The sequence below is a fragment of the Pseudomonas aestuarii genome (genome assembly GCF_027988105.1).
Classification (GTDB): Bacteria; Pseudomonadota; Gammaproteobacteria; order Pseudomonadales; family Pseudomonadaceae; genus Aquipseudomonas; species Aquipseudomonas aestuarii.
This window is the reverse complement of the sequence record NZ_JAQJZJ010000001.1, coordinates 386,853-407,413: the sequence shown is the minus strand read 5'-3', so window position 1 is coordinate 407,413 and position 20,561 is coordinate 386,853. Positions and strand designations below refer to the sequence as shown.

The 20,561-nt window shown below is 60.2% G+C and carries 18 protein-coding genes; 4 read left to right on the top strand and 14 right to left on the bottom strand.

Annotation, left to right across the window (positions count from 1 at the left end; translation table 11 throughout):
* Positions 1-114: 114 nt before the first annotated feature.
* On the bottom strand, positions 115-1,746 hold the full coding sequence (locus tag PH586_RS01845) for an NAD+ synthase (RefSeq protein ID WP_271346066.1): 1,632 nt from the start codon (positions 1,744-1,746) through the stop codon (positions 115-117).
* A 326-nt stretch (positions 1,747-2,072) separates the two neighbouring features.
* Between PH586_RS01845 and PH586_RS01840 the strand changes: the two genes are divergently transcribed.
* Genes PH586_RS01840 through PH586_RS01830 form a run of 3 tightly spaced genes read left to right on the top strand, consistent with a single transcriptional unit; the run spans position 2,073 to position 5,231 of the window.
* Positions 2,073-2,309, top strand: coding sequence for a PP0621 family protein (locus tag PH586_RS01840; RefSeq protein WP_271346065.1), 237 nt, complete (start codon positions 2,073-2,075; stop codon positions 2,307-2,309).
* The gene (locus PH586_RS01835) at positions 2,299-3,891 is read left to right on the top strand and encodes an ATP-binding protein (RefSeq protein ID WP_271346064.1); all 1,593 of its coding nucleotides are present in this window, start codon (positions 2,299-2,301) and stop codon (positions 3,889-3,891) included. The genes PH586_RS01840 and PH586_RS01835 overlap by 11 nt, the downstream gene beginning before the upstream one ends.
* 2 nt (positions 3,892-3,893) lie before the next feature.
* A complete protein-coding gene (locus PH586_RS01830; protein ID WP_271346063.1) occupies positions 3,894-5,231 on the top strand; it encodes a sigma-54-dependent transcriptional regulator in 1,338 nt (445 codons plus the stop codon).
* Between the two features lie 365 nt (positions 5,232-5,596).
* Here the strand turns inward: PH586_RS01830 and thiO are convergent, their stop codons facing one another.
* From thiO to PH586_RS01765, 13 genes are all read right to left on the bottom strand, one after another.
* Positions 5,597-6,685 (bottom strand): glycine oxidase ThiO, encoded by a 1,089-nt coding sequence (thiO, locus tag PH586_RS01825; RefSeq protein ID WP_271346062.1) that lies wholly within the window; start codon positions 6,683-6,685, stop codon positions 5,597-5,599.
* Positions 6,686-6,747: 62 nt separating this feature from the next.
* Complete coding sequence (locus PH586_RS01820; RefSeq protein WP_271346061.1) at positions 6,748-7,164, bottom strand: type IV pilin protein; 417 nt, start codon at positions 7,162-7,164, stop codon at positions 6,748-6,750.
* Positions 7,161-10,583 carry a pilus assembly protein gene (locus PH586_RS01815; RefSeq protein ID WP_271346060.1) on the bottom strand — a complete coding sequence of 1,141 codons (3,423 nt, stop codon included), beginning with the start codon at positions 10,581-10,583 and terminating at the stop codon, positions 7,161-7,163. The genes PH586_RS01820 and PH586_RS01815 overlap by 4 nt, the downstream gene beginning before the upstream one ends.
* A gap of 16 nt (positions 10,584-10,599) precedes the next feature.
* Positions 10,600-11,118 carry a pilus assembly PilX family protein gene (locus PH586_RS01810; RefSeq protein ID WP_271346058.1) on the bottom strand — a complete coding sequence of 173 codons (519 nt, stop codon included), beginning with the start codon at positions 11,116-11,118 and terminating at the stop codon, positions 10,600-10,602.
* A 32-nt stretch (positions 11,119-11,150) separates the two neighbouring features.
* The gene (locus PH586_RS01805; protein WP_271346057.1) at positions 11,151-12,182 is read right to left on the bottom strand and encodes a PilW family protein; all 1,032 of its coding nucleotides are present in this window, start codon (positions 12,180-12,182) and stop codon (positions 11,151-11,153) included.
* A 10-nt stretch (positions 12,183-12,192) separates the two neighbouring features.
* Positions 12,193-12,630 carry a type IV pilus modification protein PilV gene (pilV, locus tag PH586_RS01800; RefSeq protein WP_271346056.1) on the bottom strand — a complete coding sequence of 146 codons (438 nt, stop codon included), beginning with the start codon at positions 12,628-12,630 and terminating at the stop codon, positions 12,193-12,195.
* The gene (locus tag PH586_RS01795) at positions 12,630-13,190 is read right to left on the bottom strand and encodes a GspH/FimT family pseudopilin (RefSeq protein ID WP_271346055.1); all 561 of its coding nucleotides are present in this window, start codon (positions 13,188-13,190) and stop codon (positions 12,630-12,632) included. Before PH586_RS01795 ends, pilV (PH586_RS01800) begins: the two co-directional genes overlap by 1 nt.
* A gap of 315 nt (positions 13,191-13,505) precedes the next feature.
* Positions 13,506-14,066, bottom strand: coding sequence for a GspH/FimT family pseudopilin (locus tag PH586_RS01790; RefSeq protein ID WP_271346054.1), 561 nt, complete (start codon positions 14,064-14,066; stop codon positions 13,506-13,508).
* Positions 14,063-17,137 carry a pilus assembly protein gene (locus PH586_RS01785; protein ID WP_271346053.1) on the bottom strand — a complete coding sequence of 1,025 codons (3,075 nt, stop codon included), beginning with the start codon at positions 17,135-17,137 and terminating at the stop codon, positions 14,063-14,065. Before PH586_RS01785 ends, PH586_RS01790 begins: the two co-directional genes overlap by 4 nt.
* Before the next feature lie 33 nt (positions 17,138-17,170).
* Positions 17,171-17,659, bottom strand: a complete 489-nt coding sequence (locus PH586_RS01780; protein WP_271346052.1) for a hypothetical protein — start codon at positions 17,657-17,659, stop codon at positions 17,171-17,173.
* Positions 17,656-18,711 (bottom strand): PilW family protein, encoded by a 1,056-nt coding sequence (locus PH586_RS01775; protein WP_271346051.1) that lies wholly within the window; start codon positions 18,709-18,711, stop codon positions 17,656-17,658. Before PH586_RS01775 ends, PH586_RS01780 begins: the two co-directional genes overlap by 4 nt.
* A complete protein-coding gene (pilV, locus tag PH586_RS01770; RefSeq protein ID WP_271346050.1) occupies positions 18,708-19,271 on the bottom strand; it encodes a type IV pilus modification protein PilV in 564 nt (187 codons plus the stop codon). The genes PH586_RS01775 and pilV (PH586_RS01770) overlap by 4 nt, the downstream gene beginning before the upstream one ends.
* Positions 19,272-19,273: 2 nt before the next feature.
* Complete coding sequence (locus PH586_RS01765) at positions 19,274-19,681, bottom strand: type IV pilin protein (RefSeq protein ID WP_271346049.1); 408 nt, start codon at positions 19,679-19,681, stop codon at positions 19,274-19,276.
* A gap of 355 nt (positions 19,682-20,036) precedes the next feature.
* On the opposite strand from PH586_RS01765, the gene PH586_RS01760 reads away from it, so the two are divergent.
* Positions 20,037-20,552 carry a GspH/FimT family pseudopilin gene (locus PH586_RS01760; RefSeq protein ID WP_271346048.1) on the top strand — a complete coding sequence of 172 codons (516 nt, stop codon included), beginning with the start codon at positions 20,037-20,039 and terminating at the stop codon, positions 20,550-20,552.
* The last annotated feature ends 9 nt before the right edge of the window (positions 20,553-20,561 follow it).

Sequence of the window (20,561 nt, the reverse complement as noted above, 5' to 3'; positions counted from 1 at the left end):
CAGGCGCTCGCCGCAGGCCACGCAGCGGAGCTCAGCGGCGCGGCAGACAAGCCGGCGGGTTGCCGCTGATCGACCCTACCTTCGCCCGCAGCGCCGTACGCCCGGCCCTGCCCCTCAATCGCCGATCTGCCACCCCGAGGTGATCGGGTAACGACGGTCACGACCGAAACCGCGCTGGGTGACCCGCACACCGACTGCGGCCTGGCGGCGCTTGTACTCGTTGAGATCGACCAGACGCAACACGTGCTTGACCGTATCCGCATCGAAGCCCTCGGCGATGATCGCATCGGCCGACAGGTCGTACTCGATGTACAGCTTGAGAATCTCGTCGAGTACCGGGTACGACGGCAGCGAGTCTTCGTCCTTCTGATCCGGCGCCAGTTCGGCTGAGGGCGGCCGGTCGATGACCCGCTGCGGGATCACCGGCGCGCAACTGTTGCGGTATTCGCAGAGGCGAAACACCAGGGTCTTGGGCACATCCTTGAGCACATCGAAACCGCCGGCCATGTCGCCGTAGAGGGTGGCATAGCCGACCGCCATTTCGCTCTTGTTACCGGTGGTCAGCACCAGAGAGCCCGTCTTGTTGGAAAGGGCCATCAGCAGCGTGCCCCGGCAGCGCGCCTGCAGATTTTCCTCGGTGGCATCGCGGGGCAGGCCCGCGAAGACCGGGGCCAGGGTGGTCATGAAGGCTTCGACCATTGGCCCGATCGGCAGCACCCGATAAGTCACGCCCAGCGCACGGGCCTCGGCTTCGGCGTCTTCCAGGCTGATCTGCGCGGTGTAGCGGTACGGCATCATCACCGCCTCGACCCGTTTGGCGCCCAACGCATCGACCGCCACCGCCAGGGTCAGGGCCGAGTCGATGCCGCCGGACAACCCGAGCAGCACGCCCTTGAAGCCGTTTTTGCGCACATAGTCGCGCACGCCCACCACCAGCGCCTGATACACGCTGGCCTCAAGCTCCGGCAGTGGCACGCAGTTGGCCGAGCGCGGGCTGACCCGCTCGCCGTCGCACACCAGGTCCACCGGGTACAGGCCCTCGGTGAAGGCCGCCATGCGCTGGCTGATTCGGCCACCGGCATCGACCACGCAGCTGCCGCCGTCGAACACCAATTCATCCTGGCCGCCAACCTGGTTGACGTAGACGATCGGCATCGCCCCTTCGCGCGCACGTGCGGCCAACTCCTCTTCGCGCTCGCGCTGCTTGTCGAGGTGGAACGGCGAGGCGTTCAGGCTCAACATCACCCGCGCCCCGGCGTCACGGGCCTGGGCCATCGGCTCGGCGAACCAGATGTCCTCACAGAGGCTCAGCGCCACCGCCACGCCCTTGATATCGACCACGCAGGGCTGGTTGCCCGGCTGGAAATAGCGCTTCTCGTCGAACACCCGGTAATTCGGTAATTTCTGCTTGTAGTAGCGAGCCAGCAACTGGCCGTCGGCGATCACCGCGCAGGCGTTGTAGCGCAGCTCATCCTCCAGCCAGGGATAGCCGACCACCAGATAGATGCCGCTGACGTCGTCCTGCAGGCGCTGCAAGCCCTGCTCGATACGCCGCTGCATGCTCGAACGCAGCAGCAGGTCCTCCGGCGGATAGCCGCAGAGCGTCAACTCGGGGAACACGATGACATCCGCCAGCCACTGATCACGGGCGTTGCATGCCGCCTCGATGATGCTCTCGACGTTGCCGTGCACATCACCTACGCGCAAATTCAACTGGGCCATCACGACCCGCAGGGTTTGGCTCATGGCTGCCTCCACCTCATAAGTCCCACTTCGACTGCGCCCGGCGGCTCAGTCGTAACATTGCACCGTCCACTTCTCAGCATAGGGTTTAACCGGCGGGGAAGCATGGCGCGAACGCATTCACGGGCCAAACACCCGATAGAGACACCCCGCAGGCGCTAGCAGAACTGTCCGCTCCGGGGTAATCCATGACCTGCGGCACGATCTGGGGACCTGGCCGATGGTTGTTGCCAACCGGGAAGCAGAATAGCCGCTGTGCTGACGCCACATCCTTGGCTAAACTGCCAGGCTTTCCAATAAACTGCCTTTCCAACAAAGAAGAGAGCGTTATGGGCCTGTTCCGCCTGCTGTTCTGGATAGCCATTATCGTCGCCGCTTTCTGGCTCTGGCGGCGTTTTACCCGCCCCGCGCGGCGCTCCGAGCCAAATCGGCAAAACCCCGCGCCCATGGTGCGTTGCGCCCACTGCGGGGTTTATCTGCCGCGCGAAGAAGCGCTGACCAAGGCCGACCAATGGTATTGCAGCCAGGCCCACCTCAAGCAAGGCCCAAAACCTGGTGAGCGCTGAAGCCCTAGCGCTCAGCGGTATCCAGGGCCGTCGCGTACTGCGGCTCTACCACCTGTATCGCCTGACCATCGGCTTGGTGCTGGTGCTGTTGATATCCAGCGACATGGATACTCAACTGCTGAAGCTGGCCAACACCGAGCTGTTTCGCTATGGCAGCTGGTGCTACCTGATCCTGAATATTCTGGTGGCCGTGACAGTCCAGCGGCCCAAGCACCTGGCGCAGATATTCAGCCTGGCCCTGGTCGATGTGATCCTGCTGTCCGCGCTGTTCTATGCCGCCGGCGGCACACCCAGCGGGATCGGCAACCTGCTGATCGTCGCGGTGGCCATCGCCAACATCCTGCTGCGCGGACGCATCGGCCTGCTGATTGCCGCCGTCGCCGCCATGGCCCTGATCTACCTGACCTTCTACCTCAGCCTGACTCGTCCGGAAGCCAGCGCCCAATACGTGCAGGCCGGGGCGCTCGGCGCCCTGTGCTTTGCTGCCGCCCTGCTCCTGCAGGGGCTGACGCGGCGCCTGCAAGTCAGCGAAAGTCTGGCCGAACAACGCGCGGCCGATGTTGCCAGCCTGGAAACCCTCAACGCCCTGATCCTGCAGCGCATGCGCACCGGCATCCTGGTGCTCGACGAGCAACACCGGGTACTGCTGGCCAATCAGGGCGCGCTGCAGCTGCTTGGCCGCGATGCGCTGAGCGGCAAGATCCTCGATCCGCATTGCCCCAAGCTGGTCAAGCGCCTGCAGCAATGGCTGCACAACCCGACCCTGCGCCCGTCGAGTCTGCAGGCCTTTGCCGACGGTCCGGTACTACAACCAAGCTTCATAGCCCTGCAGCGCAACGATGAGCGGCACACCCTGGTGTTTCTCGACGACATTTCACAGATTGCCCAGCAGGCCCAGCAACTCAAGCTCGCCTCCCTCGGCCGCCTGACCGCCGGCATCGCCCATGAGATCCGCAACCCGCTCGGCGCCATCAGTCATGCGGCGCAGCTGCTGCAGGAGTCGGAAGACCTGCACGGCCCGGACCAGCGCCTGGCGCAGATCATCCAGGACCACTCGCGGCGGATGAACCTGGTGATCGAGAACGTCCTGCAGCTGTCGCGGCGCCGCCAGGCCGAGCCACAGCTGCTGGACCTGAAATACTGGCTGCACCGCTTCGCCAGCGAGTTCCGCAGCTCGGCTGCAGCGGGGCAGACACTCCACCTGGAAACCCAGAGCGGCACCGTGCAAACCCGCATGGACCCGCACCAGCTCACCCAGGTACTGACCAATCTGGTAGAAAACGGCCTGCGCTACAGCGCGCAAAAACACCCGCAAGGGCAGGTCTGGCTGAAACTGTTCCGCGATGCGAGCAGCGACCTGCCGGTCCTGGAAGTACTCGACGACGGCCCAGGCGTGCCGCCGGAGCAACTGCAAGACATTTTCGAACCCTTCTTCACCACGGAAAACAAAGGCACCGGCCTGGGCCTGTATATTTCCCGCGAACTGTGTGAAAGCAACCAGGCGCGACTCAACTACAAACCTCGTGACGGCGGTGGCAGCTGCTTTCGCATCACCTTCGCCCACCCACGCAAACTGAGCTGACCATGACCCGCCAGAGAGCCCTGATCGTCGACGATGAGCCCGATATCCGCGAACTCCTGGAAATCACCCTGGGCCGCATGAAGCTCGACACCCGCAGCGCCCGCAACGTCAAGGAAGCGCGCGAGTGGCTGGCCAAAGAGCCATTCGACCTGTGCCTGACCGACATGCGCCTGCCCGACGGCACCGGCCTGGACCTGGTGCAGCACATTCTGCAGCGCCATCCGCAGGTGCCGGTGGCCATGATCACCGCCTACGGCAGCCTGGACACCGCGATCAACGCGCTGAAAGCCGGCGCCTTCGACTTCCTGACCAAGCCGGTCGACCTCGGCCGCCTGCGCGAACTGGTGGCCACCGCCCTGCGCCTGCGCTCGGCGGACAGCGAAGAACTGCCGGTGGACAGCCGCCTGCTCGGCGAGTCACCGCCCATGAAGGCGTTGCGCAAGCAGATCCTCAAGCTCGCGCGCAGCCAGGCACCGGTGTATATCAGCGGTGAATCCGGCAGCGGCAAGGAACTGGTCGCCCGCCTGATCCACGAGCAGGGCGGCCGCAGCGAACAGCCGTTCGTGCCGGTCAACTGCGGCGCGATCCCGTCGGAGCTGATGGAAAGCGAATTCTTCGGCCACAAGAAGGGCAGCTTCACCGGTGCCATCGAAGACAAGCAGGGCCTGTTTCAGGCGGCCAATGGCGGCACCCTGTTTCTCGACGAGGTCGCCGACCTGCCCCTGCCGATGCAGGTCAAGCTGCTGCGCTCGATTCAAGAGAAAGCGGTACGCGCGGTCGGCGGCCAGCAGGAACTGGTGGTCGACGTGCGCATTCTCTGCGCCACGCACAAGGACCTGGCCGCCGAAGTCGCCGCGGGGCGCTTCCGCCAGGATCTCTACTACCGCCTGAACGTCATCGAACTGCGCGTGCCACCGCTACGCGAGCGGCGCGAAGACATCGCCCAGCTGACCGAGGTGATGCTCAAGCGCCTGGCCGAAGGCCCCGGCCTGAGCCCGGCCAGGCTCGACAGCGAGGCGCTGGACAAGCTCAAGAGCTATCGCTTCCCCGGCAACGTACGCGAGCTGGAGAACATGCTCGAACGCGCCTACACCCTGTGCGAAGACGACCGGATCACTGCCGACGACCTGCGCCTGGCCGATGCCTGCGGCACCAGCGAAAACGGCGATGCCAGCCTCGCGCAGATCGACAACCTGGAAGATCACCTGGAAGACATCGAGCGCAAGGTGATCATGCAAGCCCTAGAAGAAACCCGCTGGAATCGTACCGCCGCCGCCCAACGCCTGGGCCTGAGCTTCCGCTCGATGCGCTACCGGCTGAAGAAACTGGGCATCGATTGAGCGGCTGGCGATGGGTATCGCTGCGCTCAACCGACTCCTACAAAGGCCCCAGACCGCCAACCCGTAGGATGGCGTGGAGCGTAGCGATACCCATCACAGCGACCCGGATGCATCCGCGAGATCCACGCCGCAAGGAGCACTCCACGGATCACGCGGGAGGCTTATTCGAGTCAGGTGATTAATTATCCGGTGATTCGTACGACCACTGCTGGGCTGGCGCGGATCGCCGCCCGGCTCACCCGTCTAATGCTCGTATCCATGCCAAGCGTCCTGAACGCGGGTTCCCATGCAGAGCATGGGAACCCGCGAAAGCCAAAGCATCGCGCCGGGGCGGCCCTCCTACAAAAGCAGCGAACACCGCCTCCTCAACCCAAACGCCCTTCTGGCGCGTAAGGGGCCGGATCGATGATCGGTTCATTTGCGAGCAGCAGATCGGTCAGCAACTGGCAGGAGGCCGGTGCCAAGACCAGGCCATTGCGGAAATGGCCGCAGTTCAACCAGAGCCCTGCATGCCCCGGCACCGGGCCGATAAAGGGCAGGCCTTTGGGTGATCCTGGGCGCAAGCCGGCCCAATGACCGACCACGTCGGCATCGGCCAACGCCGGCAACAGCCCGACCGCCGACGCCTTGAGGCTGGCCAGGGCCTCCTCGGTCGGCGTCTTGTCGAACCCGACATGCTCGAGGGTACTGCCAATCAGGATATGGCCATCGCGGCGGGGGATCGCGTAACGCCCGTTGGCCAGCACGATACTGCTGAGAAAATCCTCGGCGCACTTGTAGAGGATCATCTGCCCCTTCACCGGTTCGACCGGCAACTCGATGCCCAGGCTGCGCAACAACTCGCCACTCCAGGCGCCGGCGGCAACCACGACGCGATCGCCACGCATCTCGCCGGCCGAGGTGTGCACCCCACAAATCCGCTCGCCCTCGCGGATGAACCCGGAGACCGCACACTGCTCATGCACGGTCACATTCGGCATTTGCGTCAACGCCGCGCGCAAGGCCTTGACCAGGCGCGGATTGCGCACATTGGCCACATCCGGCATGTGCAGCGCCTGCGAGAAGCCCTTGGCCAACGCCGGCACCGCCCGATACACCGCCTCGACCGGCACCGCCCGCATCGGCCGCTGTTCACGCGCGGCCCACGCCAGGGGCGCGGCTTGTTCCTGATCGAGCCAGTACAGACCGGTGACATACACCTCGGGATCGATGCCGGTGTCGGCCAGTAACTGCGCCCCCAACTGCGGGTAGAAATCCTGCGACCAGTGCGCCAAGGCCGTCACCGCGGGGCTGTAACGCCAGGGGTAGAGTGGTGAAACGATACCGCCGCCGGCCCAGGACGACTCGCCACCCACCGCGCCCTGATCCAGCAGGCACACCTCGACACCGGCCGCGGCCAACAAACGCGCCGACAACAAGCCGATAGCGCCACCCCCCACCATCACCACTCGCATAAGTTCTCCAAAAAAACGGGCCGCAAAGGCGGCCCGTTATACGTCATAAGCCCGCTAAATTTCTACCAGCACGCCTGCACGGTGCGGCTTGCGTCGTTCAGCGTTTGCGCACCAGTGTGGGCAATCCGAAAGTCGCCACAGGGGTCGCCGGCCATGCGATTGACGCGCGTGGCCTGCAGCAGGAAGGAGGTCGCGGTGGCTACACCTTGCACCGCCAGGGTGTAGTTAGCCGTACCGGCATCCGGCACCTGGCTGGCGAATACCGCGGCCAGATCGCCACCCGCATCCAGATAGGAGCCCTGCAGCGAATAATAACGCTCCAGCGCCTGCGCCCCCGCCAGCAGCGCAGTCTTGGCCTCGGCGCGCTTGGCCCTGTTCATATACTCCGTGTAGTTCGGGTAGGCGATGGCGGCGAGGATGCCGATCACCGCGATCACGATCATCAGCTCGATCAGGGTAAACCCCTTCGCCTTGCTCATCGGATCTGGTTCCACGACTGGCGGCCTTCGATGATGTTCAGGGTGTTGGCCGCCGGCACGCAATCGTCGATACCGGTGCCGCGACAGAGCCAGTACTTCTTGCCGTCGAGCAGGTCGAACGAGCCGGTCGGGATACCGGCGCTCGAACCTATGCCGGAAGCCGGCAGCGGGTTGCCATCGGCGTCGACAATGCTGTCTGCTGCGTCGAACTTGCCGTCCTTGTTCATATCGAACAGCACATAGGGCAAACGCCCCCCCGTCGCCAGATCGACCACCATGGTCCAGCCGGACCCACCGGCCTGGCAGGGATCGGCCGAAGGAATGGCCGTCTCGAACACCAGGCGGTCGAGCAGAATCCGTGGGGCGAAGATCACCCGCTCGCCCTGCGCGCCCAGAACCGGGGAATGCAGGTCCAGATACCAGCCGCGCTTGCTCGCCCAGTCGATGCCATCCGGGCTTGTCGGCGCATCCAGGGCCCGCACCTCACGGCCGAACGCCGGCCCCTCGAAGAGGATGGAGCGACCTTCCAGTTCCGTTCGACCGCTGAAGGCGATCGAGTCACCCGCACCGTTCGGTTTGTCCCAGATGCCGTAGAAGGTTTGCCCGCTCGTGTCGCTCGCATCGCCGGCGGTGTACATGCGCCCGGTACCGAAATAGACGATCACCCCCTTGACCACACCGCCGGGGTGGTAGGCGATTTCCGGCTTGACCGTGATCGGCTGGCGCTTGCCCGCGGCATCGGCCGCGATGTACAGCGGCTCCGGCTGCCCGCCCGACTTGAGGCTGACCTGGAAGTCGTCCACCCCGTCACCAGTGCTCTTGAGGTTGAACTTCCACAGGTTGCCGCCGAGATCGCCGGCATAGACATCCTTGACATAGATGTTGCCACTGGCATCTGCCGCATAGACGAAGGAGGGGCTGGCCAGCCCGCCGGTCGCGCTGCCCGCCCTGACCTTGTTTACCGCGCCGCTGGCCAGGTCGACGATGAACAACACCGAGTCGTCATTGGTGCTGCCATGGCCATTGCCGAAGATCGCCGCCCAGCTACCGTCCTTCATCCGGCCGATCAGGGGTTCACCGAAGTTGTAACCGAGGTCGGCGTCGTCCTTGATCTCCCAAAGCACCTTGCCCGCGCCGAACCCGGCGCCACTGGTATCGGTCACGTCCAGGGCAAACACGCTCTTACCACCCGCGCCCAGACTGCCCAGCAACACGGTCTTCCAGCCGCCATTGAGGACGGCATCGCGCACATGCAGTTTGCCGTCGACGTAGTAGCGGTGCTTGTAATCGCTGCTGGCCAGCGCCTTGATCGCAGGCAGGACGCCATTGGGCATGTAGGCGAACAGTTCATTGCCCGCATTGGCGTTGAATGCATGCAGGAAGCCATCGTTGGCGCCGACGAACAAGGTCGGCGCCTTGCTCGCCTTGGCCGCGACGAACTCGGCGTACGTCTGGCCGCTGGCCGGCAACGGCACACGGCCATTGAAGCCCCAGTCCTGCTTGTTGGCGATGACCAGGGTGGAGTTGACGATATCGCCGAGCACGCTGCTGCGCTTGCGGTATTTGAGTCCGGCCGGCGCCTCATTGACGCGACTGCCCATCAAATACTCGAACAGTGCTTCGCTATTGTCGAAATGGGCTTTCATGGGCACCGCCAGACTGCCCCAGGACAGGGCGACACCAGCACTGCCATCATGCGAGAACAAGCGCCGCGCCGGGTAACTCAACTGGCTGCTCGCCTCCCAGATCTGCTTGAAATCGATGCCGGTACTGGTCTGCGTTGGCTTTTTCGCCAGCAACTTGCCGGACCAATCGGCGCTGGAATAAAGCGCCTCGTAGACCAGGGTGTCGCTGTCCAGACGCCGAGCCGTCGGCACCGCGGCCGTACTCGACCCCGTGCGATTGGCGACCGAGCTCAGGGTATCGCCCAAGGCCGTGGCGAACTGCTGAGGATCCCGGGCATTGAAGAAATCGCCGCGGCTATTGATCGCGGCATGCAGCAGATCATCGATCTTGGCAGCGCTGTTGGCATCTGGCCGGGGATCCAGCCAATTGATTACAGCGCCAGTCTTGACGGCATCGAACCCGGTTTTAGACGCAATCGAGCCACTGACACCCAGGCCAACGCCGAAGGTCACCATGTGCTGCCAGAAAGCGGGGTCGGCCGGACTGGTCGGCACCCGATTGTCTAACCCGGAATGCAGGTCGCGGTTCCAGTAATACATGGCCACATCGGCCAGGGTGTCGGGATAGCTGTCGCTGAATGGCGACTTAGGCGCATAGCGGTAGGACTGCCCGTCGGGACCGGTGATGGCCGGGCCATTGAGGTTGTCCACGTTCTTTTGTGCATCACCCGCCGAGGCGGAATCGCCATTCCAATAACCGTCGGTGGTCAGAATCGTATAGCTCTGCCGACAGGAGAAGGATTCGCCGCCCGCCAGCCCTGGAGTCGAACTCCAGGGACCATTCTGGTCCTGTCGGGAAAAATACTCTCCAGCATCGCCAAGTGCTTGACGCAGCGGTGTACCGCCATTGGCCTGAGTGGCGAACAACCAGCTATAGAAGTCCGTTCGCCCGCTACCCTCGAAGCGCCGCACCCCACGCTTAACGGTAGTAGTGCCGACCGTATCCACGGTTGCGGAACCTTGGTTGATGGAGCCGTAGCCAACCCGAATATCGCCGGGTTGTTTGGCAAAGGCATCGCTGACGCCGGCCTTGGCCGCCATCAGACGGGTACGATAGTAGGAAAACCAGTTGGCGAAGTTCTGCTCGGCAGCAGCGGAACTCGGCAGCGAGACCCGCTGATAGCAAGAGTCGGCGGTGTTGCTGCCACAGCCACTGATAAAGGAATAGTAGAACGCCCTGCTGGAGCCGGACGCGGGTCCGACCACGAAACCCTTGTATCCATCCCGGGACGGCCGGTAGAAATCATCCATGATCGCCCGGTAGTTGTTGCTCAGGTTGATTGCCGTACCCGACTGGGCGTAGCCATCCAAATAGGCCGAGCTGAAGACGGCATCGCTAGAGCGGGTCCCATCTGCCTTGATCGGCGGCAGGTAACTGACATCAGGATTGTAATAAATCGTGTTCAGCTTACTGGAGACCAGGTAACGATGGCCCGTCTCGCTGCAGAAGTGGGTATCGGTTCCGGCGTAACTGCCACGATCCCGGCAGCCGCTGCTGGAAGCGGGTCGCTGATTCACGTCCAGATAAGAAGGACGCAGTTCATCGGGCATAAAGCCCCAGCGCATCGACCCGGAATCATCCAGCAGGAACATGACATTGGGCTCTACCTGACCGCCCAGGCTCAAGGGCACCTGCGCAGGGCTGAAAGCGGCCAGGGCACTCTGGCTGACCGCGAACGTCAGCAAGCCGGCAAACAGCGCACGAGCGGCGAACAAGTGTTTCGACATCTTCATCTCAGCATCCTTCTGATCAATTCTGACCGCGAATAGCGATGGCAACGGTGGAGCGCAGGCGCACTTCGAGATCGCCACTGCCATAGCCGGTGGCCTCGACATTGAACAGATAGGTACGGCTCAGGCAGTCGAATGCGCGGTTCTCGGCGATCGAACCATCGGTCTCGCAGACATAGGACGTGGGGCCGCCGGAGTTGCCGTAGAAGTTGCTCACCGCGCAGTCCGGCTGCCTCGGCTTGCCGATCAGCTCGGCGGGCGGCGACCATTGCGCGGCGGTCACTGCCGGACAGGCGCTGGCAGCCTGGAACAGCAAGCTCGGGTCGGTACTCGCCTCCACCTGCTGGCGGACATAGTCTTCGCCCACCCGCAACGAGGCCTCGGCGGCTTGAAACGCCTGGTTGTAATCGCGCGCACCGCCGGCCATGCGTTCCTGCAGTGTGCTGTTGGACATGGACGAAACCCCGATCATCGTCAACACCAGCAACATCACCAGACAGAACAACAACACCGCACCGTCTTGTTGTCGCCTGGCCATCCCCTGTTTTTGCCTGCCCATCCGTTGCCTCGCTAATCGATTCGGTTACGTAGCGCCACCACGGTGCTGAACACCTGACGCATTCGCCCATCCGCCACCACGGCCATGCCATCAAACTCGATCACCTGCTCCTGCGCGCCGGGTGTCCGACCATCGCTGACCATCAGCAAGTCGACTTTCACTGTGCGCACATCGCCCCAGCGATTGGCAGCCTCGACCTCGGCCGGGGTCAGGTAGTCCTGCACACCGACTCCGCTCGCCGCCGCGACCCCATAGCGGGTGCGCATCGACTCGACGCCCTCGACGACTTCCATGGTTTGCGCCGGAATCGTCGACACGTCACGCACGAACAACGCACGAATCGCCTGCCCGGCAGTCCCCGTCCGCCCGGTCTCGGCGACATAGAAGATCTTGCTGCTGAAGCCGGCGACCCGCGCGGGATCGGTGAAGGCAATGTCGGCAAACTTGAAACCGCCACACTCGGCGTCCTTGTCGTTATTGCCGGCCGCATGAGTCAGCGTCACCACGCCACTGCCAGTGGCGTTAGGCTTGTTGCTGACGCGGATGATCACGGCTTTTTCTACATCCATGACCATCACCGCGCGATTCTGCTGCATGCTCGGGCAATAACCGGTGACCTTGATATTGGCGTTGACGCCGGGCTTGAGAATTTCTCCCGCGGTCAGGAACGCCCCACAGTTGTCATTGATGAACAGAGCCATCTGGTCGCTGCCCACGGCACCCAAGGCGCCAATGGCCGTGATCCGTTGCCCCCAGATGGGTCGGTTCATCGCGTTCCATTCGCTCGCGGCCCCATTGGTGGCGACCACACAGATGCTCTCTTCCGGTAAGCGCACGCCCATGCCCACACCGGCCGGGCGGATCTCGGCGGCCAGGTACTGCAGGGCAAATCGGCCGTTTTCCTGCAGGTGGCCGCTGGCGTTCTGCAGCAGGAAGGTGTTCTTGTTGCTGATAAACACTTGCAGGACTGCACCGCTGATCACCAACCCGATGACCATGGCCACCATCAGTTCGATCAGGCTCAAGCCTCGCTGAGACTGCATAGACACTCCGTCAGATCCGGGTCACGAAGGAAAAACGTTGGGCCGCACTGCCCTGCACCCGCTCCTCACTCCACTGCACGATGACAGTGAACTGATCGCCGTTCTGCACCACGCCGCCATCGCCATTGGGCAACTGCTGGGCCAGGTTGGCACGCCACTCGGCCAGGTCGCGCTGAAATGGCAGGCAGGCCTCCGCCGCCGGATTGCACGGCAACTCGGCACCTACCGCGATGACGTAGAAGCCGGCCAGCGCATCGCCGCGTGCGGCGCGCATACGGTCGCCCATCTCGTAAGCGAGAAAGGTCGCATGGGAACGCACCGTGGCCGTCTGATTGGCCTTCAGCGAGTTGAGCTGCATCGCGGCCAACCCCAGCAAGCCGACGGAGAACACCAGCACCGAGACCAGCACCTCGATCAGCGAGACGCCTCGCTGCGCTTGCCTATCCATTAGCAGCCCCTCTTTCTGACGGAGGCCGCACCGGACAACTCAACCACCACCGTGCGATTGAAGGTGGCGCAGTTGAGCTCGGGGTCTTTCACCAGCAAATCGAAAGTGACCGCCGCACCGCTGATCAACTGACCCTGCGAATCGAACAGGACCGTCTTCAGGCCCGCCGGATTGACGCTGTAGGAAGACAAGGCAGGGAACACCTGCAGCTCGGCGGCATCGGCATGCCTGAGCACTTGCCAACTGCCGTCAGCCGCCAGCGGCCCCTGCAACCTGGTGGTCTGGGCACGCTGCACAGCCTCGCGGCGTGCATAGGCGAACATTCCCGAGAAGGAATTGATTTCAGTCGCGGCCCGATTACTGCGCAACAACTGGCTGAGATTCGGTGCCGCCAAGCCAAGTAGCACCGCGAGCACTGCCAGCGTGATCATCAGCTCGATCAGCGTGAAGCCTTTCTGCGACATCGCATCCACTCCATAGATGTCATCGTGTATGGCGCGCAGAACCGCCCGCTCCCTCCCCTCTAAACGCCCATCCATGGACAAACGGTCAAAAATCACCGACTAACGGTAATTTTGCGCCTCGGGACTATACCTACTGGTACGCTCGTTTTGAATTTTTATTCCGAAGAACTGCGACATCGCCACACATCGGAGTGTGACAGGCAACGCAATGCAGCCACCCATGCGACTATGCGGCGGCTGACGCTGTACTGTTTAAACGAAGGGCATTGGAGACTGACTAATCTCCAGTAGGAAGCCAAGGCAGCGAGAGGGCGGCACAGCTTTAGCCAGCCGCTCTACACAATCGACATTGCGTCGAATCGGATTACCGCCAGAGCAACTATCTACACTGGCTCAGCTTTACTGTTCAGGCTACGAGCAGCTCGCGACATTGGTGCGATCGACCGAGGTGCGTCCCGTCAAGCTGATAGTAACGACACGCTCCTGGCTACCCACGCTAGGTGTGGCGCGACAGACTACAAAGGTCGGGTCAGCCGGCGCCGGAGTAACGCCGACACCGGTAGGCTGAAATGTGAAGCTGGTTTCCGCCGAGTTGATCAGGAAACCGTTGGGAGCCGCTTCATGCACCTGAATCACTGCCCCTCCAGAACTTCTGACAACCCATCCATCCGCCCATGCACCAGTGCAGGTTGCGCCATCGCTGGAGGCACAAAGCGTCACCGTCTGATTACGCTTGATCGCCTCGCTGCGTGCCAGCACCGCTCCCGCAACCAGATCGTTGGCCTGGGAGCGCAGCTTGCTGCCAAGCGTCATGTCGTTATACGCAGGGATAGCTACGCCCATGAGAACCGCAAATATCGCAATGGCAATTAACAACTCGACCAAAGTGAAAGCGAGCGATCGAACAGGCATAGCCTTAACTCTCACGCCGAGCGAACATTGACCTGCCCCCATAACCATTGACTCGCTCATTGCTCTATATACCAGTGCGTACGATAGCGCTCAGTACTTGACGATCCAGGTACAGGCGGTATGCAAAAAGGCCCGAAGCAAATGGTTGGCGGCAAGTCTGGAACCTGGGCACGCACCGGTGGCGGTGGAAATCCGCCGCCAGGGATATCAGTAAACAGATCCAAGATACCGTCCAGGTTGAAATCATAAACAGCCAGCCCCGAATCGAAGCCAATTGCATAAATCCGGGCGCCACCCAAATTACTAGTGCACACACCCGGAGATGCAGGCAAGGGTCTATTGGTACTGAAGAACGTCACGCCATCTTCGGTTATAGAGTCACTGACTACCTTCTCCCCCTCGCTCAACGTAACAAACCAACCACGCGCCGCTAGGGGCAATGGATCGGTACTCCCGGTCCGGTTTACCAAATCCGCTTCCGTACAGGCGCGCTTAGCCTCTAGTGCCGGCGGGGTAACGGGATCGGCACAGAGCAGCCCACCGGTTAAGCCGGTATTGTCATCCTTGAGCATGTAAAAGCGATTTTCAATTGTGGTATCGAAAGGGTGTTCCCTGTCGCCACTCCCGACAAGAACAGTGTCAAAGTCGTCACCCAACACAACGTCAGGACGATAGAGCAACTTACGCGCATCAACGCCCGTGCTAGCGAGAGACGCCAGATTGAAGGTTTGCCAATTAGCAGGATTGGCATCATCAATATCAGTACGCCACAGATTACCCTTGGTATCTACGCTATAAATACGGTCCGACTTACCGTTACTATCGCGATCAACTAATGTCACATCAGCCGGTACACTGCCCATACCCGCCGGCTGTATATGCTTGATTAAGACACCGGTACGCGCATTCACCACAAATATACCCCGGCCTTTATTATTTACACCCGCCGGGAGCACGTCCTCATTCTCCGGGTCATACCCAGCACCAAAGATGAGCACGGGATCGCTGGCTGACGCTCTGATTCTCGCTGGCCGCAAGGTAGACCAGGTCTGCCCCAACTCAGAAAAATCGGGCTGAGTGTTATCAATTTTCCAGAGGTGTTTTGGTGCCGTTGGATTACTGACATCCAATGCGTAAGCAAAACGCCCCCCTCGACGCATACCGATATAGAGATAAGCCTTATCACCTACAACAGATTCAAACTTGCCATCGGAATTGGCGTCCAACTGATAGACCGATGTTGGCCCATCGGCAAAATACGGCTTAGGCGCCACAGCAGAAATAGCCGGTGAATTTTCACGCAAGCGATTAAGCTGACTCAAGTGCTCGGGAAATACCATACCCCACTGCTCAAGACCGTCTGATGGATCCTGACCGCCCTTGACCGCGTGAAAGATACCTTCATTGGTTCCGTAAAAGACCATCACATCGCGGTCATCGCCATTACGGTTATAGTTCACCACCGCCGGGCGCGAGTGCACCAAGTCGCCATGAAGCCGAGCGCGTACATCGGTACTGATACCATTGCCATCCTCATTATCCTTGTTATCCGCACCGCGGACCCAGTTGATCAGGTCTGCACCCAAGGCGGCAACGAGTGTAGTGTTGGCCGTACTAAATAATGTATCGGATAGGTCTGTTCCCGCGCTGCAGGAGCCATTACAGGTGTACAGCTTGCGCGCCGCCTGACTGGCCGCAAACGCAGTGCGCATACGCTGAGCAGCGCCGCCCTTCTCTACCACAGAACCATCAGGCGCATCACTTGCCGATGGGGGATTACCCAGCGGGCCGAACTGCCAATAGCTGGAGGCGGACGTCCAAAAACTGGTTATATCATCCAGCAAAAAACCGTTCACTTTATCTTGCACAGGTTGCGCGTCAGGAGTGCTGCTATCCGACAGCACGGGATTTCCATTAACATCCTTGGCCAGCAGATACTGCTTCAAATTACCCGGCCACCGCGGCCCGGCCCCCTCATCAGGGCGGAATTGGCCCATATACACCTGATTAAGAAATTCGCCACGCACATTCACACTCACCGGCAGTGTCGACGAGGCAAATACGCTATCTATTGGCTGCATACCACGCAGAGCATCAACAAAGGCTTTCATGGCTTGCTGGCCGTTACTTGCCTCAAAGTATTTTCCGCCACCTACGTTAGCCGCACTTTTAAGCAACTCCCGCGAGCTACTCACCGGCGCAGTATTGTAATTATTGTCAGCTGGATTCTGCACGGCAATAGTATAAGTAACTACATTCTGCGTCCCTATGGGCGGCCCGATATCACGTTTAAACAATGTACGCGCATACTCATCAAACCAGCTACTGGAAAAGTTTGATGGTGTAAACGCCAAGGGATCGCTTACCAGAATACCGCTCGGCTGTACCGCCGTAGCCCCAACCCCACCCAGCAACTTAGTGGTATCGTTTTCCTCGCCAGAGTCAGGCCCACCATTGCCTATAAATAAAATAAAATTCCTACCACAGCCGTCGGTAATTGGGCTTACATACCCATCGCCTGACTTGGCCCCCACATCGTACTGATCGCTGTCAAAGCCAACATAAGCATTAGGCTTGCCACCATAATACAAATAGGCCTCATGCATGGATTTAGCATAAGGCGCATTATTTGCTGTCGGAATCGATGGATTTATTTTAGCCAGCAAATTTGTTCGATTTGCGGCGACATCCATTGGCCTAACATGATAACGGACATAGCCACCCTTTCCGCTCCCAGAGGGGTTGGCGATCATCAGACCAATATTAACACCCTCTACCAGCTCTTGAACTTCGGCTCGCGTAACACATTCAGCCGGTGCCCGACTTACTTCCTTGCCATCGGCATTTAGAGTAATCGTACACGCAGGAAAGTAGGATGAATTAAGCGGATCCACCATATTATTCAAAACCTGCCGCAGCATCTCTAACTTATTGCCTGTGCTCACCCCATCCAGCAAGGTCACATTACTATTGTTTGAGGCAGCGTTGTCTAGCACCAGCAATAGATTGGTTCGCCCCGTGGCCAAATTAGGATTAGCCAGGAAGATATCTGTGTCTTCTGCGACAACCGCAATAGGCAGGCCAAACATTACGCCCACAACCAGCTTACTTAACATTCTTAGAAAGTTCATGAGCGGCACCTCTTAACAACAAAACTGGTCAAATTAAGGACACGGATTAGGACTAGCCGGGAGCCTGATTTTCACACCTTGGTTCACCGCCACATTAACGCCGGTTGCGGCATTATCGACAGTGGCCACAATATTCCAATAAGTGTCTTGGTAGCCCGTCGCGCCACCAGAACCTGGCGTACCTTCTATAAGTATGTTCGGCGTTGCGTCAGCGCTACTGTCAGTTTTAACATCAACTGCCCGTATGCACACAGCAGGCGCCACACTTACAGTGTCCTGCCCTACAGTAATGCTTTGAGCCGCCGGCGCGGTGAAGGTTGTCGATGAGCTGAGTACTTCTTCAAGCGCCGCATTAGCCGCAGCAGTTGCCTCATCTCGCAACTGTAAGTTATTCACAGCCGAGAGATTAACCCCGCTTAACATAAATGCACTGCTAACCATCAGCGTAAGCAGCAGCAGCATGATCAAACCCACAATAAGGGTTGCACCTTGCTGAGCATATCTCTGAGCGCTTTTACTCATGGGATCTCCCGGCGGCTTGAAGGGTTGACTAGTCGTACGGTAGTGGAAAATACGTGACGCTTGAAACCGTCATTGGCCGCGGCAACCGCTATGCTGCCTAGCTGGTATGCCTTTGTATCTGTATAACCACGCGTCGCTACTGTATTGCGTACCAGTACATAAAGTTTGACTGCCACCACATTGGCCAAGTCATCCAGCACGCAAGGGGTCAGCGCAGTACAGCGCTTGAACTCATCCGCACTGCCATCGCCGGGGTTACTTGCACTGATAGGAAGTCCGTTTTTACCCTTGGTGTCCAGCCCAAGTTCAACGCGAAAACTCTCTACCCCCTCAATCAGGGGTTGTGGATCGGCATAGGCGCCATTGACTAGTTCTACGCGCATCAGCGTAGGCACACCGCCACTGTTAGCCAGGTAATAGAGTTTCGATACGACCTTGCGCTGTGGCGCAAGGTCGATCGGCGGAGTCAAACTGCAAGTCTTGGTTCTTAGGGGAAAAGTCGTCTTATCAATCACGTATGGATCTTCTGTGCCGACATTTCGGCACCCCGAGACCTGAATATGCCAACCCGTATCGCTACCACCATCACAACCCGTCGCACCTTTCACACAGGTATTGGCGTGACGCACCATCAACACATCGCTGTTGGCCAATACGCCCGTCACGCCACAACCTGCCAGCCCCGTAGCATCAGGAAAGGATTGCACTGGAATACCGATAAGGTTGGTCTTATAAGCCGCGTTCCAGCCAGCAACCGCACAAGGATCGGGGATAGCCGTTGGTGGATCGATATTATTGTCTAACTCCCCCCAAAAGCCTGCGTGCTGAACATCCGACTGCATGAGCTGCAATGAAAAACGTCCGTTCTCGATCAACACATTGGTCTTGGCCATTTCGTCGTTGGTGCGGGTGACATCGAGAAAGAGCGTGAGTATCGCGCCCATGATCAGCAAGCTGATAATCATGGCCACCATCAGCTCAATGAGGCTAAAGCCTCGGGCAGCTTTGGGCACCCGACGTGCTATTGGTAATTTCTGGCTCTGTGTTTTCATTTCAAGTCAGCCACCCTGATTATGGTGCTCACTGCACGCCGGCACAGATCCGCAGTGCAACTTGAGCCAAACGCCCCATTGTATTTTCCGGCACCACAGGCGGAGTTGGCGGGCACCGACAAAGGCGCAAGCCCCTGCCATGCCACACTTACCCGATAAGAACCACCGCCCAAAACCTCGACACAACCGCGCCCACCAATCATGGCACCAAGCTTGCTAGTGCCATCCAGCTCCGCCGCCCCCTGCAAAGAATTACACCACTCACCCGCGTCCACTTGTTGCTGGGTGGCAGTGCCTGTTTCACAGACTGAACCAACACCAATACCATCCAGGCTGGTTTCATAGGTAATCGCCTTCGCGCGATTAGTGGCTAAGCGATTGGTCATGTCGTTGAGCAGCAACAGAGCCTGGGAGCGCTGATAGGCCTCCATCTCGGACTGCTGCAACCGCGACTGCAACCCCGCGATACCCAGCAAACCGATGGAAAGAATAATCACGGTGACCAGCACCTCGATCAGGGTGACGCCGCGCTGGTTACGTCTGATTAGCGGCATAAGCATGGTCACCACTTCTCCGGTGGCGTCTTGGCCCCTTGACTATTGAGCGTCAGATTACCATCGCCGGCCTGTCCCCCCGTCGGTACGAATGTGATCGTAAAGGAAGGCTCCGCCCCCGCACCCAGGACGATCTTGAAGCCATATTTAGCGGACACGTCGGCAGGTAACACGTATCCGGTACTGGCTTGAAAAGCGGCGGCATCAGCCGCGGCAACATAGGCGCGGTTAGCTAGCAGCAGTTGTTGTTCGCGGTTGGCGATATCCATCATCGCCGCCTGCGCTGCGGCGCGGTTGCTCTTGATGATGTATGCCTGATAGTTCGGTATGGCAATCGCCGCCAGAATGCCGATGATAACAATCACGGTCATCAACTCGATCAGGCTAAAACCCCGCTGCCCAGTTCGCTTCACCATATTCCCTCTCGCGCTCGGTTTCAGTCACATGCCCTACCCATGCGCCGGTAGGGTACGAATCATTGCACTGGAATACCGCTAACCAGTGCGGAGTTTCGACAGTTGGCGCTTTTCCACTTACGGACGGCCATGTCCATCGATTCAGGCGAATCTAGCAGCTTTACTCGGCCGCTTTCCTTGGCCATTTCTTGCTCTTCTTACGCGCTCGCCTTGCAAAAAGCGGTTTCCCGGCTAGAGCTTATAGGCCGGACGTGGAAAACACCCCGGCCGGCGCGACCACCGGAGCCGGGACGGAGACGACCGGCACACTCCCTACCAGGATGGCAGGGTAACTCAAGAAAGAGGCACGGACGCCATGTACCGCCACGCCTACGGTTTCACCCTTGTCGAACTGCTTACCTCACTGAGCATCCTTACGCTGCTGGCGACTGTCGGCGTGCCGGGAGCGCAGCAGTTCCTGGGCAATCAACAGCTGGTCAGTGCCAGCAATACCCTGGCGGCGAACCTGTCCCTGGCCCGCAGCGAATCGATCAAGCGACGCCAGCCGGTGCTGGTCGACAACGTCGATGGCGACTGGGCCAGTGGCTGGCGGGTGTTCGTCGACCTGGACAACAACGGTCAACTCGATGAAGGCGAGCCCTTGCTCAGGCAGGAGCCGTCGCTGCCCACGGGGGTGATCGCCAAGGGCAATACGCCGGTCCGGCGCTATGTGCGCTACACCCCGCTGGGCAACGCCAAGCTGCTGGGCGGGGCCTTTCAGGCGGGAACGCTGACGCTCTGTCACGCGACCGGCAAACAGGCGGTCAGGCGTTTGGTGTTGAGCGCCAGCGGCAGGTTGAGACGGGCCAGGGATGAGCCGGATTATTGCTGAAGCGACATG

Bases quoted from the DNA above. Each gene is read 5' to 3' on its own strand.
- PH586_RS01845 (WP_271346066.1), bottom strand. From the start codon at position 1,746: ATGAGCCAAACCCTGCGGGTCGTGATGGCCCAGTTGAATTTGCGCGTA.
- PH586_RS01840 (WP_271346065.1), top strand. From the start codon at position 2,073: ATGGGCCTGTTCCGCCTGCTGTTCTGGATAGCCATTATCGTCGCCGCT.
- PH586_RS01830 (WP_271346063.1), top strand. From the start codon at position 3,894: ATGACCCGCCAGAGAGCCCTGATCGTCGACGATGAGCCCGATATCCGC.
- thiO (WP_271346062.1), bottom strand. From the start codon at position 6,685: ATGCGAGTGGTGATGGTGGGGGGTGGCGCTATCGGCTTGTTGTCGGCG.
- PH586_RS01820 (WP_271346061.1), bottom strand. From the start codon at position 7,164: ATGAGCAAGGCGAAGGGGTTTACCCTGATCGAGCTGATGATCGTGATC.
- PH586_RS01815 (WP_271346060.1), bottom strand. From the start codon at position 10,583: ATGAAGATGTCGAAACACTTGTTCGCCGCTCGTGCGCTGTTTGCCGGC.
- PH586_RS01810 (WP_271346058.1), bottom strand. From the start codon at position 11,118: ATGGCCAGGCGACAACAAGACGGTGCGGTGTTGTTGTTCTGTCTGGTG.
- PH586_RS01805 (WP_271346057.1), bottom strand. From the start codon at position 12,182: ATGCAGTCTCAGCGAGGCTTGAGCCTGATCGAACTGATGGTGGCCATG.
- pilV (WP_271346056.1), bottom strand. From the start codon at position 12,630: ATGGATAGGCAAGCGCAGCGAGGCGTCTCGCTGATCGAGGTGCTGGTC.
- PH586_RS01790 (WP_271346054.1), bottom strand. From the start codon at position 14,066: ATGAGCGAGTCAATGGTTATGGGGGCAGGTCAATGTTCGCTCGGCGTG.
- PH586_RS01785 (WP_271346053.1), bottom strand. From the start codon at position 17,137: ATGAACTTTCTAAGAATGTTAAGTAAGCTGGTTGTGGGCGTAATGTTT.
- PH586_RS01780 (WP_271346052.1), bottom strand. From the start codon at position 17,659: ATGAGTAAAAGCGCTCAGAGATATGCTCAGCAAGGTGCAACCCTTATT.
- PH586_RS01775 (WP_271346051.1), bottom strand. From the start codon at position 18,711: ATGAAAACACAGAGCCAGAAATTACCAATAGCACGTCGGGTGCCCAAA.
- pilV (WP_271346050.1), bottom strand. From the start codon at position 19,271: ATGCTTATGCCGCTAATCAGACGTAACCAGCGCGGCGTCACCCTGATC.
- PH586_RS01765 (WP_271346049.1), bottom strand. From the start codon at position 19,681: ATGGTGAAGCGAACTGGGCAGCGGGGTTTTAGCCTGATCGAGTTGATG.
- PH586_RS01760 (WP_271346048.1), top strand. From the start codon at position 20,037: ATGTACCGCCACGCCTACGGTTTCACCCTTGTCGAACTGCTTACCTCA.